This is a genomic window from Rarobacter faecitabidus, assembly GCF_006716265.1.
Classification (GTDB): Bacteria; Actinomycetota; Actinomycetes; order Actinomycetales; family Cellulomonadaceae; genus Rarobacter; species Rarobacter faecitabidus.
In genome coordinates this window covers 144,981-165,728 of the sequence record NZ_VFOS01000004.1, presented here as the reverse complement: position 1 = coordinate 165,728, position 20,748 = coordinate 144,981, and the positions used below count along the sequence as shown (strand labels likewise).

Below are 20,748 nucleotides of genomic sequence, written 5' to 3'. Positions count from 1 at the left end.
ATGGCAAAGCCTGGTGGGGTCGCGACATGGGACCGGCTCTCGCGCGATGCCCTCAAACCCGAAGCGGGAATCCACGCCCGCCAAGCACTCCTCGCCGAACTGACCGCACTGCAAAACGCTGCCAATAGCCAGAGGCAAGGAGACGTCGCATGACCATCGAAATTGACCTTTTCGACTTTGTCCCCGAGATTGCTGCAGAGCGTCACGAGGCACGAAACCGTCCGCTTCGAGCTGCTGTGGAATGCCTACGTGATTCTATTCCCGAGGCACTGGAGCTCGTTCTTTATTTGGAGAACCGGTCCGGCCGCGACAGCCGGGCACCGCGGAGTTCCGGGAACTGGGCGTACGCGGTCGGTGACGCCGGGTTGCGTCACGAATCCTGGGAGCACTGGGCACGCCCGACTGATGGCGGGAAGAGCGGCTGGAATAGGACTCCGAAGAACCTGACCACCTGGGCACAGCTCCGTGACGTCCTGGGTGATGATCCGCGCCGTAACGACCTTACCGAGTGGGCGGATTCGTTACCGGAACCCAAATGGAAAGACCTCTACCGGCCACACGAATTGTGGCCACACCCTGAGACGTGGCATCCGTCCTACATCGAGGGCGACCGCTCCAGACCGGGTTGGGCACAGCGGATCACCGCATGGCGCACCTGCCAAGTGATGCTGTCTGACGCGATGGAGGCATTGACATGATCCAGCCACCAGTACCGTATTTCGGGTCGAAGCAACGCATTGCTGACCAGATCGTCAAGACTTTCCCGCCTCACCGCCACTACGTCGAACCTTTCGCCGGGAGCCTGTCGGTCCTGCTCGCCAAGGAGCCCTCTGTCTTGGAGACAGTGAACGACCTTGACGGGGATGTGATGACGTTCTGGCGTGTGCTGCGTGACGATCCCGAAGGTTTGGAGCGCGAATGTGCCCTGACGCCCCATTCGAGAGGTGAGCATGCTCTGTCGCGCACACGGGTCGACCTCGACGACCTCGAGCGCGCCCGGCGCGTTTTCGTCGCCCTCACCCAGGGCCGTTCAGGACAACTGATGCGGACCGGGTGGCGGTCCTACCGCGGCGGGGCGACCGCAATGTCACGGGTGTTGGCCGGCTACTCTTCCCGGCTGGCCGCTGCAGCTGCCCGGATCTCGGAAGTTTCCCTCGAATGCCGTCCAGCTCTCGAGGTGATCGCTGACTACGGAACTGATCCTGACGTGCTGCTGTATGTCGATCCGCCCTACCTCGGGACGCTACGCGGGACGACTTCGGCCTACCGATACGAGATGAAAGACATCGATCGCCACCAGGAGTTGCTTGAAGTACTCGATGGTATTCACGCCGCTGTCGTCATCTCGGGATATGCCTCACCGCTATACGACGAGGCGCTGTCCATGTGGGAGCGCACCGAAATCACTACCACAACCACGCAGGGCGCCTCAGTCTTGCCGGGAGCTGAATCCACCCGCACAGAAGTGCTCTGGTCCAACCGGCCCGCCGTGCGCCAGCTCGCGTTTACTTTCGACACCACAGGAGCAGCATCATGAGTTTGCAGGCAATGGTGTGGGCGCTCAAGCAGGCACCTGTCCCTGATGGGGAGCCGTTAGCCCACCTGGTGTTGGTGGGATTGGCTGACCACGCCGCCGACGACGGGACAGGTGCCTGGCCAACCGCGGCGACCCTCGCAGACTACGCGCGGTGCTCGACTAGGACCGTCCACGCTAAGTTGCGCATATTGGAAAACGCGGGCCTGATCCGTCGGGGTAATCAGACGGCGGTTTCTCACCTCCGTGGCGACCGTCGACCGGTCGTGTGGGATCTCAATATCAACGGAGAAGCCGATTTCTACGGGGTGAAGGAGATTCACCCCGTAGAAAAACCCCAGGTCACCCCGGCGAGTCGGAACGATGAAGACGGCCTACGGCACGGGGTGAAGGAGATTCACCCCGTCGCGCTGCACGGGGTGAACCCGACTGCACCACGGGGTGAAGCACAGGGTAGTCACGGGGTGAAGCTGTCTTCATATAGAACCGTCCTTAAACCATCCATGAACCATCCACCACCAACCTCCTCCACAGACCTGAGCCAGGCCATCGGTGACCTGGGCGGGGTGGTGGAGGAGATATCCGAGACTCAGCATGCTGCAGGCGTACTTGCCGGGGACGTGAGCCGGGAGGTGATCGCTGCGCTGCCTTCGGGTTTGCGGTCTTCGATCACGGTCGGTCCAGTCCGGGCCGCGGTGAGTCAGTGTTTAGGCCGAGGGTGGACGGCCGCTGGGTTGCTCGAGCAGGTCAGGGCTCGGTCCTGGGCTGGGGCAGGGGGCGGTGCTGTCGTGGCGTGGTTGCGGGATCTTGCCGCCCCGGAAACCGCGGCCGACATCGTGGTCGACAAGGGGCCGATTGTGTCGGCCTGGGCCGTCGCTGTCCGCCGACATCCTGGCGATGAATGCCCCCACGGCCTGCCGATCGAGCCAGCCGAGGTCACCGCTGGGGGCGTTGTCAAGTGCCCGAACTGCCGCCGAGAGCATGCTGAGTCGATCAGCGCAGCGCAACTCGGTCACAGCTGGGACGTGATGACTCCATGAGGTTGTTATGGCTGTCCCGGTAGCGGTGTCTACGGCAGTGAAGGCTGCCAGCTCGACAAAGAGTGGTTCCCGCGTCCTAGGGGTGTTGGTAGCTCTGGTGTTCGCGTTGATCGGGGCTGTGGCGGCGATGGCGTTGTTGCCAGGGCTGTTTCTGGTCACGGCGTTGACAGGTGACTCGGCGCTGACAGGGCTGGCTGAGACCACCAGTGGCGGCGGTGATATGGGCAGCCTTGATGCCGGGGTTCCAGCCGGGCAAGTGGAGTTCGTAGAGGAGGCTGCGAAGAGGTGTGAGGCGGATCCGGCGGCGATCGCGGCGAGCATCATCACTTTCCTGGGCCCAGATACCACCGAGTCGTGGCCGGTCAAAGAGGCGGCTGCGCAGCTCGAGGTGACAGGGACGTGGGATGCCTACCGTGGGGAGAAGGTCACAGCCGCTAAGGCTACGAATCAGCAGCGAATCGAGACGATCGGCGCGATATGGTGCGCGGTCGCTGAGAAGTTCGGTGATTGGCCTGACGTCACTGAGGGCGAGACGTACACGGCCGTTCATCTCGGGGTGTGGTCGGCCACCGGGTTGGCCTCCACCGGGGTGAAGGTGGTCATGGATGCCGGTCACACCGCAAAGTGGTCGAAAGAATGGCAGACCGCGGGCGTGGCCTACGCCCAATCGGCGCTGTCGATGGGCCTGGTGGTTCCAGGCTATGGCGCGAAGATCGACCCAGCGTTGGAGCGCACTGGCCCAGGTGTCGCTCGCGATGGCACGTATCGGCTGACCAAGGGAGGTTCTGGCCGGCTTGACCGGTCGGAACTGTGCCCGGTGCTGGGATCTTCGGTGTGGGTGTTGCGCTGCGATGCGGCGGCTGCACTTGATGCGTGGAACGTCGCGTTCAAGGCGAAATTCCGCAGGTCGATGGCAGGGAGCTGCGGTGCTCCTTGCGCGTATCGGTCCTATGAGGAACAGGTCGCGACCAAGCGCGCGAACGGGAACATGGCCGCCGAACCTGGCTATTCCAACCATGGGTGGGGGCTGGCGTTCGATTTTCACTCAGCGACGTATGGCGGCAGCTCAACAGCAGCGGAATACCTGTGGATGCGCGCGAACGCTCGAGCGTTCGGGTGGGACCACCCGTCCTGGGCGCGCGTTGGTGGATCAAAACAAGAACTGTGGCATTGGGAATACATAGGAGCATCGTGATGAATCGCAAGATGTGGATATCGGCCGGAATCGTCGTGATCGTGGTGCTGGTCGCCGCCGCCATCGTGGGTACCTACCGGGCACAGAACGAATCCGGGTCGCGCCCCTCGCCTCATTCGCTGGCAGGAGGTGCCCCTGATGCGCCACTAACTTCAGGTGGAAACCACACAGGTTCGGGCGATGATGATGGTTCATCGACGGGGCAAGACGACCAGGTAGCTGAGCATCTCGATGATGCCGGAATGTATGGGAAGCAAGTTGCCGGTGAGATCGCCCCCGATGCGTGGGAGGTGATCGAAGACACCACCCGGGCGTTCTTTGATGTGGATCCGCGAAATGGCGTGCAGGTCATGACGGCGGCCGCAGCTGCAGGGAAATTCATGACTCCAGATGCTGACGATGCCACGGCACGGATCGTGAACCGTGACGCCGCGGCCTGGTCGCTGTTCAACAAGCAGCTCGAAGCAGATGAATCCAAACTTCAACTCGATGCGATCACCGATGCCGGCCAGCCGATAGGATCGCCGCCCGATACCTCCACGCGGGTCACTCGTGCGGCTGTTGTGACCTGGTCCCACCGGTCGGCGAACGATTGGAAGATCGCAGAGTCCTCGAACGTGTTCACGTTCACCCTCGTCGCCATGGACGACGGCTCCTGGTTGGTTTCCAATCACGATCTGATGTGGTCGATACCGGTCCAGGACTTCTGGTATGGCGATCCCGAACAAAAGGGCGAGTGATCATCATGACTGTGACGCGAGTCGATGATTCCTGGTTCTCATCGATGACCTGGCTCCGCAACATCACCGGTGGGGTGATGACGGCAGCGATCATCATCCTCGTCACCGCATTCGTTGTCTTTGCGGTTCTGGTATTGACGGGCAAGGTCACCGGGTCACGCCGGATCGGGGTCACGACGTTGATAGTCGTCGTCCTCGCTGCCTCCGCAGTGGCTACCGTACCCGGCATTGTGACGTGGTCGGGCACCAAGTTTCCCAGCGCCTTGGCGAATGTGGACACCTCCAAGGTCAACGAGCCCTCGAAGGCAGATGCGTGCCAGCTAGCCGTGGACCTGTTTAAAGCGTCGAAGAAGGACTCCTGGGGGCACGTGTGGGCGCGGGCCAGTTGGGATTCACACAAGTGCGCAGGGGTGGCCGGGGTTAAGGGATCGGTGCCCACGGTTGAGAACCCGCCATCATTGGTGAAATTCGGTGCCCGAGGGACGTGAGGTATTAGCAACTGCGGTGATCGGTCATTGAGGACGTGTGTCTCATGTGCCCCTTGATGTGGGGCGTGATCTCTGAACGTTGGAGGAACCGTGTCCCTTGCCACCGACCTGACCGTCAAAGCCATCGTGCTCGCCGACAAGATCGATCCGGGTATCAAACCGAACACCACGGGCATCCCTGGGGTGTCGAAAATGCAGTCGATGTCCGGCGCAATTCAAACCGGGGCCGTGGTGGCAGCCACAGTAATTCTCATCATCGGACTGGTGATGCTGCTGGTAGCCAAGACCTCTAAATCCAACCAGGTGGCAGGAGTCTCGACCAGCGTCATCGGCTGGGCGATCTTCATCGCCTCCCTGATCGGTGGGGCCTCAGCGATCATGAAGTGGGGCACCGGCATCGACTGGGGCTTCTAGCCGTGGACCTGCAATGCGGAAGTTTGGACGCGGTTTGTAAGACCGCCCAGGCTGCCACGAACGCGTGGGATGCGATGGTGCAAAAAGCCACCGAGGATCTCGCTGCGATCGCATGGGGGCAACTCAGTGGTGCGTTCACGGGCCAACTCGGCACCATTTCCCCAGCAGAGTTCATGACAGCAACGGACATGGCCGGTAAGTGGATCCCGGTCATGGCGATCGCTACCGTCCTGGTCGCGGTCTTGCAGATCATCCGCGGCACCGTCTCGATGAATCGGGCTTCAATCGCCAAAGCCGTCCTAAATGCCGCCCTAGCGGTTCCGGTGACCTTTGTCGCGATTTGGTTTGCCGTTACCGCTACCGTCGGGTTCGATCAGCTCACCTCAGCAATCCTGGGATCAAGCCCCACGAAACTGGCGTGGCTGTTCGAACCCTCCGCAAACTCATTCGGGATTGGCGGGCTGCTAATTATGGGGCTTGTTTGGCTGGCATCGATGTTCTTGTCGTCCGTCATGCTCGCCCGGACATTGTTTGTCATCGCGTTGATAGCTTTCGCACCGGTGGCCACGATGGTGATCCCGTGGGACGTTACCCGCCAGTGGACAGTCAAGTGGATGCAAACCCTATTTGCTTTCTTGATCGCTAAACCGCTGGCCGCCGGCATCCTCATGCTCGGGGTAGCGATCGGTGACAACCTCGTGCAAGGGTTCAGCACCGACGCGGCGGCAGCAGCGACCATGGCTGTCGTCTTGATGGGAATGGCATGCTTCGCACCGATGGCCGCTCTCAAACTTGTGTCCTTCACCGGTGCAGGTCAGGCAGCCGATGCCCACGGCGGCGGCGACGAAGTGATGAAAAAAGTTCACAACGCCCAAACCACGCAGCGTATTGTGACCACGCCCTCACGAATGCGTAAAGGCCGATGAACACCGACGACATCGTCCCTGCTGCTGCCTTCCCGCGTCTGGACCGCCAAGGCTGGCTGTGGGGCCTATCCAAACCCCAACTGATCGTTGTTGGGGTCGCGGTCGCTGGCCTCATGGTCGCGACCTTTGCTGGCGGAACGGCGATCCTTGCCACCTTGACGCTGTGGACCGCTCCCATTGCGACGCTCGGGATCGTCCAGATTGATCACAGGCCCGCCCTGATCGCATTGATGGAGGCCATCGTGTCCAAACTTCGCCGCATGCTTGGCGCGACCGACTATGTCGTCCGGCCAGAACAGCCCGTCACCATGGGTGAACTGAACATCCCCGGCGCTGTTGGCGCACGGATCGATGTGATCGAAGTGCCCTATGCCTCCGGTGCCGCAGTGCTATTCGACAAACACACCCGATGGGCCTCGATCGCAATCCGCTGTGAATCCTCGACATTCGACCTCGCCGCTGCCGATGACAAAGCTGGCCGAACCTGGGGGTATGCCCGCCTGGCCAGTGCGGTCCTGGCACACGAAGGCGTCGTGCGCGTGGCAGTGATGGCACGGACCACCCCTGCGGCTGCTGAAGCCGCAACCGCCTACTACACCACCACCTCGACAGCGCGGGGGGCAGGGGCAATGGTCTCCCCGTGGGCACACGACCAAGTCATGGCCAGACTCACCTCGAGTTCAGCGCGCGATGTGGAGCGCGATGTGATCGTCGTGGTTTCGGTCGACACCAACAAAGTCCGCCCGCTAATCAAAGATGCCGGCAAAGGCAACATCGGCTTGGGACACGTCATGGCCCGCGAAGTTACCGCGCTCGGGCCATTGCTGACCGAATGCGGAGTGAGAACGCAGCGATGGCTCACACCCCGTGAAGTAGCCGCGACCATCCGCCTGGCCTACGACCCCGAAGCCGTGTCACTGCTCGAACGCCAAGCCGTCCAGGGCAGCCTGACCCTCGATCTGGCCGATGCCGGACCAGTGATCCTGCGAGAGCACCCCGACCGACTCGAGACCGACACCGCGGTCCACCAATCTTTCTGGATCCGGCAATGGCCACGCACCTTGACCAAAGCAGGATTCCTATCGAACCTGATCTGCGAAGGTGACTACACACGCACGCTTACCCAGGTCTTCATGCCTGAACCCGTCACACAGACCGCGAAAAACATCGAATCAAAACGCTTGGCGATCGCCTCGCGCCGAGAGGTCGACGCACGGCTCAAACGCCCGACTCCGTTTGAGGTCACAGCGGCAGAACACGACCTCGCTGCCCAAGAAGAAGAACTCAACGAGGGATTCGCGGGAATCAAATGGACCGGATACCTCTCAGTATCCGCACCCAATACCGAAGCACTCGGGGTGGCCGTATCGGCAGCGACAATGTCCGCTGACGGCCTGGACCTACGGCTCCTGCGAGGTCAGCAGGCAGCAGGATTCAACGCCGCAGCCCTGCCGCTGGGATGGGGACTGTCATGACGAAAACCACCATCACCACCGCCGCCTTCACCCCGCCTACCCGCAAGGACCGGCGCCGTATCAACCAAGCCCGCGCCCGCGCCGAGCAACAAGCCCTGGAGACAACAACTTCCAGCGACGATACCTCCGATGTTTTGTTGGATTCCGACCTCGCGCCACGGTGGGGCAAACACGGACCAGGCTGGGGGCCAGCAGCACCCAATTTGCCCGCCCATCGAGCCTCAGCGGCACGCTTCGCGGTGGCCACACCCTTCCTCGCCGACGCAGGTCTGGGCCACCGCGGCGCACCGATCGGGCGCGACCTACTGTCGGGGGGCCGGTTCTACTGCGACCCGTGGGAATGGTACAAAGGCCGACACATCACCGGGCCGTCTTTTGTATCCATCGGCCAGGTCGGGACCGGGAAATCCATGACGAACAAGATCATGTGCTTGGGGTTGATCGCACTCGGGCGAAAAATCGCGGTCGCATCAGACCCCAAAGGTGAATGGACAGCACTGGCCCAGCAGGTAAATTCCCCCACCGTGCGGCTTGGACGCGGCAGCCCAGAGCGGATCAACCCGCTCGATGACGGCATTCGACCTGCCGGTATGACTGAGACCGAATGGATCAAACGCTCCACCTCGACGCGCCGCGGCCTGCTGACCTCGATCCTGACCTTGTTGCGCCACGGCCAACTGATGTCACCACAAGAACACACCGCTCTCGAACTTGCCCTGACGGCCACCCTCGCCTCCACACGCGTGGCCACACTGCCGGCGGTCATGGACCACCTGATGAACCCGAGCCCTGATGCGGCCGCCCTAGTCGGACAAGACGGAACGCGCCTCGGACATGCACTTCGACGCCTAGTCATCGGCGACTTGGCTGGCATGTTCGATGCAGAATCGACCGTGCGCGTGGACCCGAGTAAACCCATGATCGTCATGGACACCCAGGATCTTCTCACCGAAGATCCCACGATCCAAGCCATCGCCTCCACATGCACAAACGTGTGGCTCGACCAGGTCTTGCGCGGCCAAACCGGTGATTTCTGGATGGTCATCACAGAAGAAGGCTGGGCCGCGATGCGCGACCCGCTCATGGTCGCTCGCATGGACGAACGCGTTCGGTTGGCCGGGGAATGGGGCATCGCGAACATGCTGATCATGCACGAGCTCGCGGACCTCGACATGGTCGGTCCCGAAGGCAGTGCCCACCGCAATCAGGCACTCGGATTGCTGACAAAATCCCAGGTCAAGATCATCCACAATCAGTCTGTCACCTCGATCAGCCTCGTGGCCAAAGCGCTCGGCCTGACCCCGGAAGAACGCGACATGGTCACCAAGCTTCCCCAGGGCACCGCCCTTTGGAAGGTCGCGAACCGGTCCTTCCTCGTGCACACCGAACCAACGAGCGAAGAACTCGCCATCCTCAACACCGACGCCAGGAGGGCAGGATGAAATACATCGGCAAGGAACTGTGGCTCCCTATTGCCGCCATCGCAGTTTTCGCCGCGTCCGCCATCCTGGTTTTCGCCGGGAAATTCGCCACGTTCATTTCCTGTGGGCAGTGGCCGAGAGAATCCGAACAGAACCTGTTCAGCGGATTCCTCTACATCGCCCATCTCCAGGACGCCGCTGGCGCATTCGGGAAGGCCGGTACCTGCACCACGACCACAGCTCCCGCCTACATCACCATGGGAATCCTAGTCGTCTTGGTGATCACGATTGCCGTCACGATCTACACTCGGTGGCGAAACTGGCGACTCTCCCCAGCGTGGTTCCGCAAGGACCTCCTTTCACGCAAGGAGATCGCCGCAGGCCGAGAAGTCGACAAGACTGTCGGCACGAAAATCACCAAGATTCGTGGACAACAGGTCCGCCCCTCGCTGCGCACACGCCGCGAACTGACCGCGCCTGACGTCGCATGGCTCCTCGGGCACAGTCATAGAGTCAAAGTGTGGCTGTGCCTCGAGGATGCAGTCCTGCTGATCGGGCCACCGAGGTCGGGCAAAGGGTTCACCATCTTGACATCTGCGATCGTCGAGGCGCCTGGCGCAGTGGTGACCACCTCCACGCGTGGGGACAACATGGAAGCCACCATCCTCGCCCGCAGCCAGGTCGGCCCCGTCTACCTCTTTGACCCTGAAGGCGTCACGGGTCGTGAAACCACGATCCGCTGGTCCCCAGTACGCGGCTGTGAGGATGGGGCGATCGCCAAAAAACGAGCCAGCGTCCTCATCACCGGAACAGGACTGTCACCCACGGGCAATAACGCTGAGTGGGCAGGCAAAGCCGCCGACATCCTCCAATGCCTCCTGCACGCCGCAGCTGTGGGGCAAGTGCCACTGACCGAGCTGCATGAGTGGACGAAATCGCCCGCCGCCGCGCGTCGCGCTGTGACCATATTGGAAACCAAATCGAATCTGCACTGGGCGCCCATGTTGGCGGCAGTACTGGACGAGGAACCCCGGTCCTTGGCCAACAAGTGGTTTGGTGTCTCCTCCGCACTCTCAGCCCTCGACGTCCCTGAAGTACGCGCCGTCTTCGAGGTCGGTCCTGGCGAGCAGCAATTCGACCCCGAAGTATTCCTGCTGTCCTCCGGTACCCTCTACCTCGTCGCCGAGCCGCGTTCGGCCGTCGGAGGCGTGAGCGGTGTCGGGGTGTTCTTCTCGATGCTGCTCGACGATATTCGCGCGACCGCCCACAAGATCGCTATGCGGTCACCAGGAGGCCGACTCGACCCGCCCGCCGCGTTCATCCTCGACGAGATCGCCAACCTTCACCCCTGGGCAGGACTTCCCGAAGCGATGGCGGCCGGCTCAGGTGAAGGCCTACAATGCGTCGCCGTTTTCCAGTCCCGGAACCAAATCCGCGACGGCTACGGGAGTGAAGCGGCAGGAACGATCTGGGAAGCAGCAACCCGCAAGCTGCTGCTGGGTTCCGCCTCGGATACTGACGACCTGCGTAACCTCTCGGACTTGCTCGGCATCCGTGAAGAACGCATCTCAACCCAATCCTGGTCGGCCAGTTCGGACACCAACCATTCCGAACAGGTCCGTGAGCGGCCTGTGCTGTCAGTCGAAGAGCTGCGCCGCCTTCCCGAAGGAAACGCACTGCTGGTGGCAGGTCGCGCCCGCCCGATCCTGGTCGACCTGATTCCCCACCCCGAACGACCCTGGGCGGAGCACATCACCGCGTCCAAGAAATGGCACCAGTCTCACCCCGCGCACTCTCTGGCGCCCGGCCAACGGGCAGCCACCTTCAGCCAAGGCGCACGGCCATGAGTCTGCACCGTAGATCCACCGCCGTCTCGACGACCTACCGCGCCGGCTATCTGCAATCCCCAGCCTGGTGGGCTAGGCGTTTCGTGTTTCTGATCGCGCTGCAGCAATCTGGGTCCTTGGCCTGCGTGAGCTGCACCAATGCGCTCACAGTGCGCGCCGCCCACCTCCACCACCTGTCCTATGGCGGGGTTGTCCGCAACCCAGATGGTTCCTGGAGCGCTGAAGAGAGCGACGAAGACCTGGTAGCGATGTGTGTCGAATGCCACCGAGCTATCCACGACCTGTTTGACCACCACAAGCATTGGCACACTCTTGGCCGGCGCGGCGCCACACTACACGCGATTGCCCACCTGCGGCGCTACCGGCTAACCGCCGACCCCACGAAAGGTCCCCACCATGACTGACAGCCCACTCACCGGATCGGCTACCCCACCGATATCCGAGGACTTCCTCGCCGTCCTTCACACAACCGCCGGCGCCACGCTCCCGGTAGCTGTGTTCAACTGGCGAGAAGCTCCACTGGGGTCCATTGGTGGCATCATGCCTGAGATCCGACGATTCACCGAATGGATCATCCTCACCTATACCATCCGCGAAAACAAGATCCCGCGCTGCTGGTGGCAGCATCCTGCTCTCCAACTCGAACTCTATGGGCTCCTAAAGGCTCACGAGTTCTACTACCAGCCAACCCAGGAAGTCGGGCCACTCCGCTGGCACGAGGACCTCGAACGAGCTCTCGCGCGCATGGCGTCGATCACGGCCGACTCAGGCTGCGGCCGCGAAGGTCACCGAGACATCCAAGGGGCACGCACAGGCAAGGAACTGACCCACATCACGGAGGCTGAATGGCAAGACCTCACGGGAAACCCGAACCCGTACGTGGACGGACACTCCTGGCCACCTGCCTCAGCGACGGGAGAATGACCATGGCTATCTTCGGCCCAGACAACATCAGTGGGCTCGCCTCAGAACTCCAACGAGAGAATCGCGCCAGCCACCAGCCGTCTCTCGCAGCACCACCCGACGTCACCCCGGACAGCCACGACTCACCCCAACTCGCGCCCTACATTCCGATAGTTGCCATGCCTGGAAGTGAGTCGTCCCGCCCCTGCGCCGAGTCCGCTCCGCGAGAAGCCGAGGATCGGACAGTCCTGCGCACCATCCCCGACACCGACAACGGCGTGCATATCGAGCTCGCCTTTCCCGATGGCAGACGCACCGTTGTGCACGGGCGCACCGTCATCGGGCGGACCACCCCGGTCCAACCCGATGTCGGCACCAGCCATATTCAGGTCATTGACCCCACCAGGACCATCTCAAAAATGCACCTCGTCCTCGACCCGCTCCCCACACACGGAGGAACCTGGGTCACAGACCTCGCCTCGACCAATGGCACCTCAATCATCGACAGCAATGGGCAGATCATCGCGCTCACACCCATGTCAGGGCACTGGGTCGACGCCACCTCAACGCTCCTGGTCGGCGATGTGGACATCAGGTTAACCGTGACCCATGGGAACTTGGAATGCTCAACCTGAGTCAAGTGACGATTGTCCCGCCTGATCTGCATCGATGTTCGTAGCGTGGGACGTGTCGGCGCAATCGAGCGCCGTGCACTCAAAGACGAGTGCGCATCGCGACGGAAGGAAAGCAATGAAAAAGCTTGGCGTACTTCTCTTTGGGACTGCGATCGCAATGATCGCAATATCACCCACGGCGGCGCAGGCTGAGCCTGAGCCAGGTGACGTTATCATCAAGGACATCGCTGAGGATGGCTCCACCATCATCCTCGGTGGCCAGACACAAGACATCGACCCAACCCGTTACGACTACGTTGCTCCGCCCACGGGAGGGATCACGCCAATGAGCGCCTCTGGCATCGGCACGGTTCCCGGATTCACCTTTGGATGGAAAGGCCTCACGATCACTGTTCCCGGCGGTACTATCTATCACAGCATCAGCGGATCTGGGCTGACCGTCACCAAAGAAACCGCCAACTTTGTGTTCAAGTTGCCGAAGTACGTCCAGCTTTGCAACACGCAATGGCAGTTCCAAAACCGGCACGGAAGCACCATATACAGCACCTACACATCCCCGCTACGCACAGGATGCACATACGGCTACATCCCCGACCACACCTACTCAACAAAGAGGAATGTTAAGACTGGTCAACTGTGCGCTCGCATGTTCGTGGCGGGAACGTACCGCGGGGAGCAGTGCCACAATGTCTATCCATAGAGTTCTGCTGAGCGAAGGTGAGACGATCCCATGCGATACCAACTAAAGACACTCACATTAGTCCTGTGGGCAATCGCTATCGTCGGCACGATCATCGCGACCATCAATAGCTTCGTTGTCTCCCAAAACTTCGGAGCAGCCAACGACTCTCTCAGCCAAATCACCGCATTGCAACGCTCGCTGATGTGGTCCTGTGTATCCCTAGGTATCGCCCTTGCCTACCCGATTGGCCGAGTCCTAACACGAGCGCCTGCAAGCACACCTCATCAGGTGCCTGCAACCAGTGACTAGCGCTGGCTGTAGGCAGAAATACCTTGAGTTGCTGCCGCGAACGATCACTCGAACGCGGCAGCAACTCAAATAGCTTGTCGATCCCTCGACAACACCGCATTCATCAGGCAGCGTTTGCGATCGCCAACTCGCCCCAGTGTGTCGTGGCGCGCTTAGAGAGCATATTCCTCGTCATCTGCCAGGCCGGTCCGGGCCGCAGACCAGCCCACCCAAGGCCAATGGATTCGTGCCCGGTTGTCTTCTGGATTTTGTCAATCAGGGTGGCTATTCCGGCTTCCTCGTGTGGGGAACGGAACTCTTCGAATACTTCCCTTCTGCCAGCAGGCTCCAGGTCGCTCAGCATGATCCCTGCTCTGGCCCATCGCGCGCCGTCGACTAGGCGTGGCAGGAGTTCGTATGCTGCGCGCATAATGACAACCGGATCGCTCGTCGGGGTAGGTATCCGAACGAGGACGGACGGGTGGTGTCGTTCGTCGACGTAGTGACTCGTCCCAGCGAACGCCGTCACGCGGCCAGCGACCTGGCTATGTTTCACAAGGCGGGCGGCGGCTTGCTGAGCGTAGACGGCCAGCACCTGGCGCATCTCGGTTTCCGTGGTGAGTTTTTGCGAAAACGAGCGGGACACGATGAGCTGGTCCTTTTTCCCGGTGCGGTCCTCCTCGGCAGGGATACACGGCACGCCGCGCAGCTCGAGCGCGGTGCGCATGACCACGACGTTGAAACGTCGGCGCATCTCAACAGGATCAGCGGCGATCAATTCGGCGATCGAGAAGATGCCGATCGCATTCAAACGGCGCTCAAGGCGGCGAGCGATGCCCCAAACCTCGCTCACCGGGAGCCGCGCGAGCAGCTGCTCACGCCAAGTCGGGGATGTCTGCGGCCACACGCACACCCCGGCGAATGTGGGTACCTTCTTAGCGGTCCGGTTGGCGAGTTTCGCGAGCGTGCGAGTCGGTGCGATCCCGACACACACCGGCACTCCCACGAGTTGGCGCAGTGTCTCGCGGATCTCGTGGCCGACCTTGGCGAGGACCTTGGGTTCGTCAGGCAGTTTAAGGAACGCCTCATCAATGCTGTAGACCTGCAGGGTGTCGGTGAAGCGAGAGAGGATGTCCATCACGCGGCCGCTCATTTCCCCGTACAGCTCGTAATTCGACGACAGTGCTTTGAGACCCAGTTCGCTCGCGACCGGCCTCAGCTCGAACCACGGCTTGCCGAGGTCGAGGCCGAGTTGTTTCGCCTCGCTCGAAGCGGCGACGACCATGCCGTCGTTGTTTGAGAGCACCACGACAGGGATGCCTTCCAGGCTCGGGTCGAAGACGCGCTCGAAGGACACGTAGGCGGAGTTGATGTCGACGTGGGCGATCATGACGCCCTCAGATGGTGCAGGCACGTCGTCACGACGCCCCAGATCGTCAGCTCAGAGAGCTCGTCGACCACGATGTCAGGATGGTGTCGATTCTCGGCGCGCAGCGTCACGCCGCGGTGGGAGACGTCGAGGCGTTTGACGGTGAGCATTCCATCGAGGACCGCCACGACGACGTCCCCGCTTGCAGGGGTCAAGCTGCGGTCGACCACGATCACGTCACCGTCAGAGATCCCCGCCTCTGACATCGATTCCCCGGCCACGCGCAAGAAGAATGTCGAGGTCTTATCTTTGACGATCTCGGAGACGAGGTCGATCTCGGTGCGGTCGTAGTCCTGCGCTGGGCTCGGATAACCCGCTGCGACGGCAACTGGTTCCCAGACGCGCAAAGGTGCGCTCCCAGGTGTGGCGACCTCGGTGACGATCACGGCACTCTCCAATCGAACATGCGTACTACTTCGATTGAGTGTAGACCCGCCCGCTGACAAGGGGGCTGTCGTCCTGATGGCGCCTATGTGCGAGTCGGTTCGATCAGGTGCGACCCATCACCCTTGAGGGGTGCGACTTGATGGTGGATCAGGCGTGCAGCGATCGGCAGGGACGCTTGGACTGCCTCGCCCAGGAATTCCTGGTCACCTTCGACCTGCGGGTTGAGCCAGTCGTCCCACAGATCTGCCGGTAGAGGAACTGGTTCGCGATCATGGACGTCCGCAATGGTCTGCACCGCGTCGCACGTCAGCATGGTCACGGTCAGATGCCAGCGAGTGTCGGTGTCCTTGGCGGCTGCGGGGTCCGCCCACCAGGAGTAGAGACCCGCCAAGGCCAATGGTTCACCTTCTGGCAGGTGGATGTAGTGCGGTTGTTTGATGCCAGCCTTGGTCGTCCATTCGTAGTATCCGGCTGCCGGGACAATTGCCCGCCGAGATTTCACAGAACTCTTGAAGGACGCCTTCTCCGTCACTGACTCGATGCGCGCATTGAAGGTGGAGAACCGCGTGGCGAGCGTCTTGGACCAGATCGGAGTGAGGGACCAGCGGGCGATCGCCGCTCGGCGCACTACCTCCGCCTCGCCCGCGGCTGATTCAAGGATCACCGGGATGGACTGGGTCGGCTTTAAGTTCCACGACGGCTCCCAATGGACTTGGTCGACGGGAGTCGCCCCGTAGATCGCAGCCAGCTCGTCGAGATCCCGATCAACAGCAAATCGCCCGCACATGACATCGAGCATCCCACGCCCTGCTAGGCACGGCATCTATTAGTTCCCGCCGGCCGCAGCAGGGCTCGGTGTGTATCAGGTGGCCTGAACGTCCCCTGACACCCAAGGTAACTATGGAGCGCACACTCTTCCCCGACCCCGAGCAACACCGCCTGGCGTCCGTGATCGTGCTGAACGCCATGTTGTGGGATCGGGCCGTGGCCGACTGGATGCGCGAGCGGTCCTGGTTCACGGCAGCTTCCGGCCAGCCCGAGCTGCCGTTCGAGCCAAGCCTTGCGGGCTTCGCCTACGTGGTGTGGGACTTCGACACGCAACACCCCGAAGATCTCCCGGACGGCGTGCGAGCAACCGCGATCTCGAGGCACGCCCACGACAAAGCCGTCCAGTGGCGGCAGTGGACACGTGAGGCAGCGCAAGCGATTCGCGCCGGTGAGCAACCACCGCCCGAACCTGCCCCGCGGGACTTCTCAGTCCCTGCCCATATCCGACGGCACAACCAAGGGCTGTCGTCGATGGCGACGATGTCCGCCGGCGGGACGTTAACCGGCGTCATCGCACCCGAACCGGCCACGATGACTCAGACCGAAGCGTGGAGTATTTGCCAGCAATACGGCCAAGCCTGCGTGAGTGAAGCCCGCGATCTGCGCCTCACACAACAACGCGCGTTGGCAGCCGAACTCGCACTCGAAGCCGACCTCGATCGCCGTCGCCGCGATGACCCCGTGTGGGAACAAACCACGACCAGCGACCATTCCGTGACTTTTTCAGGCCCTGCCCGATGACCCCCACCCGAGAGGAAACCATGACCACCGCAACTCCAACAAGCCTCAGGCGAAGCCACATCTGGCTCGCCATGATAGCGATCGCCACCGTCCTGACCACTTCTATCAGCATCAGCCCTGCAGCTACCGCCGCCCCATCCACCAAGGCGTTCTCGCGCCAATATGGCGAGGAGATCTGGGAAGGAAAGTCGTGGATGTCTTGGCTGGGAAGTTATCGGGCGGCCCCGGCAATGGGAACCACGTATGCCTGGTGCCTCCAGGGCGGGGCTACCGTGCCGACGTCGGCTGGCAAGTCGCAGGTGCTGCATTCGCCGCGGATCTCGTTCGCGTTGGAGCGCTGGTCGGGAATGAACTATGGCAGTTATTCCAAGGACGCTACGCATGCGGCGCTATCGTATCTAGTTCACACGAAGCAGGACGTTGCCGGGTCGAACACCTCTAAGTACGAGGCGAACACTCGCCGAGCGATCAAGGCCATCGCCGCGGGCATGTGGGTCAAGGCCGATGCCTACTACGGTCCGTATACGGCCACTGGCACGCTGTCGCGCAACGCGGATGGGAACACAGTCACACTCTCGGGCGTAGGGGTCAAGGGTGCCAAGGGCACGTTCGTGCCCGATTTTCCGGTGACGGTCACGCTGTCTGGGCCTGCGGCGTTTGGGAACGGCGCTAAGACCAAGTCGGTCACCTCTGGGACTGCTGCCAGTTCGTTCCCTGGTATCACACTGACCGGTCCTGGCACGGTCAAGGCGGCGATCTCCGTGACCGGGTTGCCGTCGGCCTATCTGACCCAGTGGTCGGGTGACGACAACACGTTCGGTGCGTCGGGCTCGGTGCAGGACATGGCGACGGTGAATCGGGTGAACGTGACGGCCACAGACACCCTGACCGTCTCGCCTTCGATCCCGACGATCACTACGACCGCCGCAGCGATCGTGGACAACGGCTCGGTGCTCACGCACCGTGACTCGATCACCGTCAACGCTCCTGCACGCTTTGCCGGGCAGAAGGTCAAGTTGGCCGCCTATCTGCGCTATCACGGCACCTCAACGCCAGCGCAGATCCCAGTGTCGTCCGTGTCCTCGATTCCGGGGACCGCGGCCGCAGCGATGCAAACCACGACCGTGACTCTGAACGCGAACGGGAACGCAACCTGGTCACCGTCGGTCACGACCACGCGCATTCCCGGCGCATACACCTGGGTTGTCGCCAACGACGCCGCACTCGGCGGACTCCTGGGTTCCTCGATTACCGATTACGGGATCCCGGCCGAAACCCGATCCTGGGCGAACGCGATGATCGTGACCCAAGCCTCGACGTCGGCGCCCAACGCGGCGAACCAGGTTGTGGTTACCGACCAGATCACCGGTTCCGGGTTCGCACCCGGAACCACCGTCACGCTTCGTGCGCGGCTCTACCAACACCCCGACGGGTTGGCATTGCCGGGCGCAGGAGGGCAAGCGTCGATTCCAGCTGGTGCGACTCCGGTAGGTGCTGAGATCGTCTCGACACCGGTCGCGAACGCTGTCGGCAATGTGACAGCCACCGTCAACCGGACGGTGACTCAACGCGCAGTAGTGACCCCCTACACCTGGGTCGTCTCTGCGGATGCCATCCCCGGCCAACTGCCAGCCGGGTATACCTCGCCCTACGGCGTACGGGAAGAGACCGTGTCGGTCGATGAAATCCGTCCTGGCTCACCTTTGGTGCGTACGGTCGCGTCTGCCACGGCTCTGGAGCCGGGAGCGACGGTCTCGGACACGTTCACCATCACCCGCCAGGAAGCCGACCTTGCCGACTACCCGCTGGTGATCACCTCGACGCTGTGGCACCTGAGTGAGGAACCGGTGTGGAACGGTGACATTACCGCCCAGCCCGGCACCGTGGACCAAGTCTCCTCGACGACGTTGGCTCCGATTACGTCGATGTCCAGCACCGATATTCCTGTTTCGGGCCAGCACCCGTACACCCTGCCGTCAGATCCGGCATTGTCCGGCGGCTGGTGGGTCTACACGTACTGCTATGCGGCGACGGGTCATTGGGCTGATGGGACGCCGCCCAATGACCGGATTCTGGGCTATGACGGGTACTGCGACACGACCGTCTACGAGGTTGAGACGGTGTCGATCCCTTGGAACCCGGTCGTCTCAACGACCGCGTCACCAGCCATCGCCTCTGCGGGGAGCGTGGGTGACACGGTTGCGGACCGGGTGGAGGTCGAAGGCGGCAAACCGAACTCGACGGTGACGATCCTGCTGCGCGCCTACGAGCCCGTGAACGCTCAACCGGCCGTCCGTGCCCTCACGGATGCAGATCGGCCGCAGGTTGCCCATTCTGAGCAGGTTCAGGTGCAGCTCAACGCCGCTGGACGCGGTAGCGCGGTGGCTGATGGTTTCGAGGCCACGTCACCGGGTTACTACCCGTGGACGGAAACCCTCATCGATGCGGACGCCGGCACCGCCGGTATCGGGACCGAGTCGGACTACGGGATCGTCTCGGAGCTGGCGTTGATCAAGTTCCAGCCCGCTGTGGCGACCATGGCCTCCCACCAGGTCGCGACCGAAGGCGCGCTACTGACCGATCAGTTCACCGTCACCGGCCTGCCGGCGAACACCACCGTGACAGTCACGCACACCGGCTACTGCTCGACCGTCGAGCCGTCACTGTCCTCGACGGTCCCCTCCTGGGCACGCGCCGCCGGGACCGTCACCTCGACCGTGACGTCGGATGCGGCTGGGAACGTCGGCACTCGAGTGTCACCACACATCGCCGCGCCGGGTGACTGCCAGTACTTCACCTGGACCGAATCGATCCCGGGCGGGAACTTCCATGAGTCGTGGCAGTCGGACTACGGAATCTCCACCGAGGTCACTGGCATCGTCTCGGTAACCACGACGGCTAACCCCTACGCCCAGATCGGAACCACGACCTACGACGTGGCCACCGTGACCGGTCCGGTTCCGGCCGGATCGGTGCTCTACTTCGACTACTACCGTCAGTCAGACTCGGATGATCCGGCTAATGATGAGCTGATCGGCTCTGTTGGTCCGGTCGAGGTGGACGGTCCTGGCGACTACACATCACCCACTATCACCGTGGGAGATCTGACCGGGTTGGAGTACTTCCGGGAACGGCTGTATGTCCCGACCCCGGACAGGATCATCGATACCGATCAGCCTCCGTTCATCACCGGCCAGCCACGCCTGCCCGACGAGACGACCACGATCGTCGACGTCAGCTCGACCGCGACCAAGACCGCGAAACTCGGAGAGAAATTCACCGACACCGTCCACCTCGACGTCCCCGCCGACCTGCCCGAAGGGTCCACCATCGCCTGGGAGGTGTGGGACCAAACCGGTGAGAAAGACGCCGCCCGGGTCGAACACGGCTACCAGGGCGACACCCTGCTGCACCAAGTCGACGGGATTGACGCCAGCGCGTCTAGTGACTATGTGTCCCCGAAGATCTCGGTCGACTCCGAGGCGACCGTGTATTGGGTCGAGGCCGTCTATGTTCCCGGCCGCACCGCGCCGATCGCGGTGGGCGGTTACCGGGTCAAGGCAGAGACGACCCGGATCACCGATACCCCGGACATCATCGACGAGCCAGAACCCGGCCTTCCCGAGACCGGGGCCACGGTCACGCTGCTCGGGCTGCTCGGTATGGGCCTGGTGATAGTCGGCGGTGTGGTCGTGATCCTGCGCCGCGATTCCCGCGCAGCTGCATAAGCCCGCAACTGCACTCTAGACCGGCCTGGCAGTGGACCACCGTGACC

The 20,748-nt window shown here is 62.2% G+C and carries 20 protein-coding genes and 1 pseudogene; 18 read left to right on the top strand and 3 right to left on the bottom strand.

What is annotated here, in order from left to right:
- Positions 1 to 149 precede the first annotated feature (149 nt).
- From FB461_RS10895 to FB461_RS10830, 16 genes and pseudogenes are all read left to right on the top strand, one after another.
- Entirely contained in the window at positions 150 to 698 is a 549-nt protein-coding gene (locus FB461_RS10895; RefSeq protein ID WP_142122007.1) for a hypothetical protein, read from the top strand.
- On the top strand, positions 695 to 1,537 hold the full coding sequence (locus FB461_RS10890; RefSeq protein WP_142122005.1) for a DNA adenine methylase: 843 nt from the start codon (positions 695 to 697) through the stop codon (positions 1,535 to 1,537). The genes FB461_RS10895 and FB461_RS10890 overlap by 4 nt, the downstream gene beginning before the upstream one ends.
- A pseudogene (locus FB461_RS12550) lies at positions 1,534 to 1,734 on the top strand (helix-turn-helix domain-containing protein); the annotation flags it as partial. The gene FB461_RS10890 and the pseudogene FB461_RS12550, both read left to right, overlap by 4 nt.
- A 303-nt stretch (positions 1,735 to 2,037) precedes the next feature.
- Positions 2,038 to 2,574, top strand: coding sequence for a hypothetical protein (locus tag FB461_RS12380; RefSeq protein WP_246046218.1), 537 nt, complete (start codon positions 2,038 to 2,040; stop codon positions 2,572 to 2,574).
- A gap of 97 nt (positions 2,575 to 2,671) precedes the next feature.
- Positions 2,672 to 3,769, top strand: a complete 1,098-nt coding sequence (locus FB461_RS10880; RefSeq protein WP_170222731.1) for a M15 family metallopeptidase — start codon at positions 2,672 to 2,674, stop codon at positions 3,767 to 3,769.
- A 41-nt stretch (positions 3,770 to 3,810) separates the two neighbouring features.
- Positions 3,811 to 4,509, top strand: a complete 699-nt coding sequence (locus tag FB461_RS10875) for a hypothetical protein (protein ID WP_142121998.1) — start codon at positions 3,811 to 3,813, stop codon at positions 4,507 to 4,509.
- Complete coding sequence (locus FB461_RS10870; RefSeq protein ID WP_142121996.1) at positions 4,506 to 4,997, top strand: hypothetical protein; 492 nt, start codon at positions 4,506 to 4,508, stop codon at positions 4,995 to 4,997. Before FB461_RS10875 ends, FB461_RS10870 begins: the two co-directional genes overlap by 4 nt.
- Before the next feature lie 90 nt (positions 4,998 to 5,087).
- Complete coding sequence (locus tag FB461_RS10865) at positions 5,088 to 5,411, top strand: hypothetical protein (protein ID WP_142121993.1); 324 nt, start codon at positions 5,088 to 5,090, stop codon at positions 5,409 to 5,411.
- 2 nt (positions 5,412 to 5,413) lie between these two features.
- Complete coding sequence (locus FB461_RS10860) at positions 5,414 to 6,337, top strand: TrbL/VirB6 family protein (RefSeq protein WP_142121991.1); 924 nt, start codon at positions 5,414 to 5,416, stop codon at positions 6,335 to 6,337.
- Entirely contained in the window at positions 6,334 to 7,812 is a 1,479-nt protein-coding gene (locus FB461_RS10855; RefSeq protein ID WP_142121989.1) for an SCO6880 family protein, read from the top strand. The genes FB461_RS10860 and FB461_RS10855 overlap by 4 nt, the downstream gene beginning before the upstream one ends.
- Positions 7,809 to 9,254 carry an ATP-binding protein gene (locus FB461_RS12080; protein ID WP_170222730.1) on the top strand — a complete coding sequence of 482 codons (1,446 nt, stop codon included), beginning with the start codon at positions 7,809 to 7,811 and terminating at the stop codon, positions 9,252 to 9,254. Before FB461_RS10855 ends, FB461_RS12080 begins: the two co-directional genes overlap by 4 nt.
- Positions 9,251 to 11,080 (top strand): type IV secretory system conjugative DNA transfer family protein, encoded by a 1,830-nt coding sequence (locus tag FB461_RS10850; RefSeq protein WP_170222729.1) that lies wholly within the window; start codon positions 9,251 to 9,253, stop codon positions 11,078 to 11,080. Before FB461_RS12080 ends, FB461_RS10850 begins: the two co-directional genes overlap by 4 nt.
- Positions 11,077 to 11,484 (top strand): hypothetical protein, encoded by a 408-nt coding sequence (locus tag FB461_RS10845; protein WP_142121986.1) that lies wholly within the window; start codon positions 11,077 to 11,079, stop codon positions 11,482 to 11,484. Before FB461_RS10850 ends, FB461_RS10845 begins: the two co-directional genes overlap by 4 nt.
- Positions 11,477 to 12,004 (top strand): hypothetical protein, encoded by a 528-nt coding sequence (locus FB461_RS10840; protein ID WP_142121984.1) that lies wholly within the window; start codon positions 11,477 to 11,479, stop codon positions 12,002 to 12,004. The genes FB461_RS10845 and FB461_RS10840 overlap by 8 nt, the downstream gene beginning before the upstream one ends.
- 2 nt (positions 12,005 to 12,006) lie before the next feature.
- Positions 12,007 to 12,618, top strand: coding sequence for an FHA domain-containing protein (locus tag FB461_RS10835; RefSeq protein ID WP_170222728.1), 612 nt, complete (start codon positions 12,007 to 12,009; stop codon positions 12,616 to 12,618).
- A gap of 115 nt (positions 12,619 to 12,733) precedes the next feature.
- Positions 12,734 to 13,318, top strand: coding sequence for a hypothetical protein (locus FB461_RS10830; RefSeq protein ID WP_142121980.1), 585 nt, complete (start codon positions 12,734 to 12,736; stop codon positions 13,316 to 13,318).
- A 394-nt stretch (positions 13,319 to 13,712) separates the two neighbouring features.
- On the opposite strand, the gene FB461_RS10825 is transcribed toward FB461_RS10830, so the two are convergent.
- From FB461_RS10825 to FB461_RS10815, 3 genes are all read right to left on the bottom strand, one after another.
- Positions 13,713 to 14,978 carry a Y-family DNA polymerase gene (locus FB461_RS10825; protein WP_142122097.1) on the bottom strand — a complete coding sequence of 422 codons (1,266 nt, stop codon included), beginning with the start codon at positions 14,976 to 14,978 and terminating at the stop codon, positions 13,713 to 13,715.
- Entirely contained in the window at positions 14,975 to 15,403 is a 429-nt protein-coding gene (locus FB461_RS10820) for a LexA family protein (protein ID WP_142121978.1), read from the bottom strand. Before FB461_RS10820 ends, FB461_RS10825 begins: the two co-directional genes overlap by 4 nt.
- Before the next feature lie 83 nt (positions 15,404 to 15,486).
- Positions 15,487 to 16,191 (bottom strand): SOS response-associated peptidase, encoded by a 705-nt coding sequence (locus tag FB461_RS10815; protein WP_170222727.1) that lies wholly within the window; start codon positions 16,189 to 16,191, stop codon positions 15,487 to 15,489.
- A 113-nt stretch (positions 16,192 to 16,304) separates the two neighbouring features.
- Between FB461_RS10815 and FB461_RS10810 the strand changes: the two genes are divergently transcribed.
- Both FB461_RS10810 and FB461_RS10805 read left to right on the top strand, forming a co-directional pair.
- Complete coding sequence (locus FB461_RS10810) at positions 16,305 to 16,973, top strand: hypothetical protein (protein WP_142121975.1); 669 nt, start codon at positions 16,305 to 16,307, stop codon at positions 16,971 to 16,973.
- 20 nt (positions 16,974 to 16,993) lie between these two features.
- Complete coding sequence (locus FB461_RS10805) at positions 16,994 to 20,701, top strand: RHS repeat domain-containing protein (protein WP_142121972.1); 3,708 nt, start codon at positions 16,994 to 16,996, stop codon at positions 20,699 to 20,701.
- Positions 20,702 to 20,748: the final 47 nt, after the last annotated feature.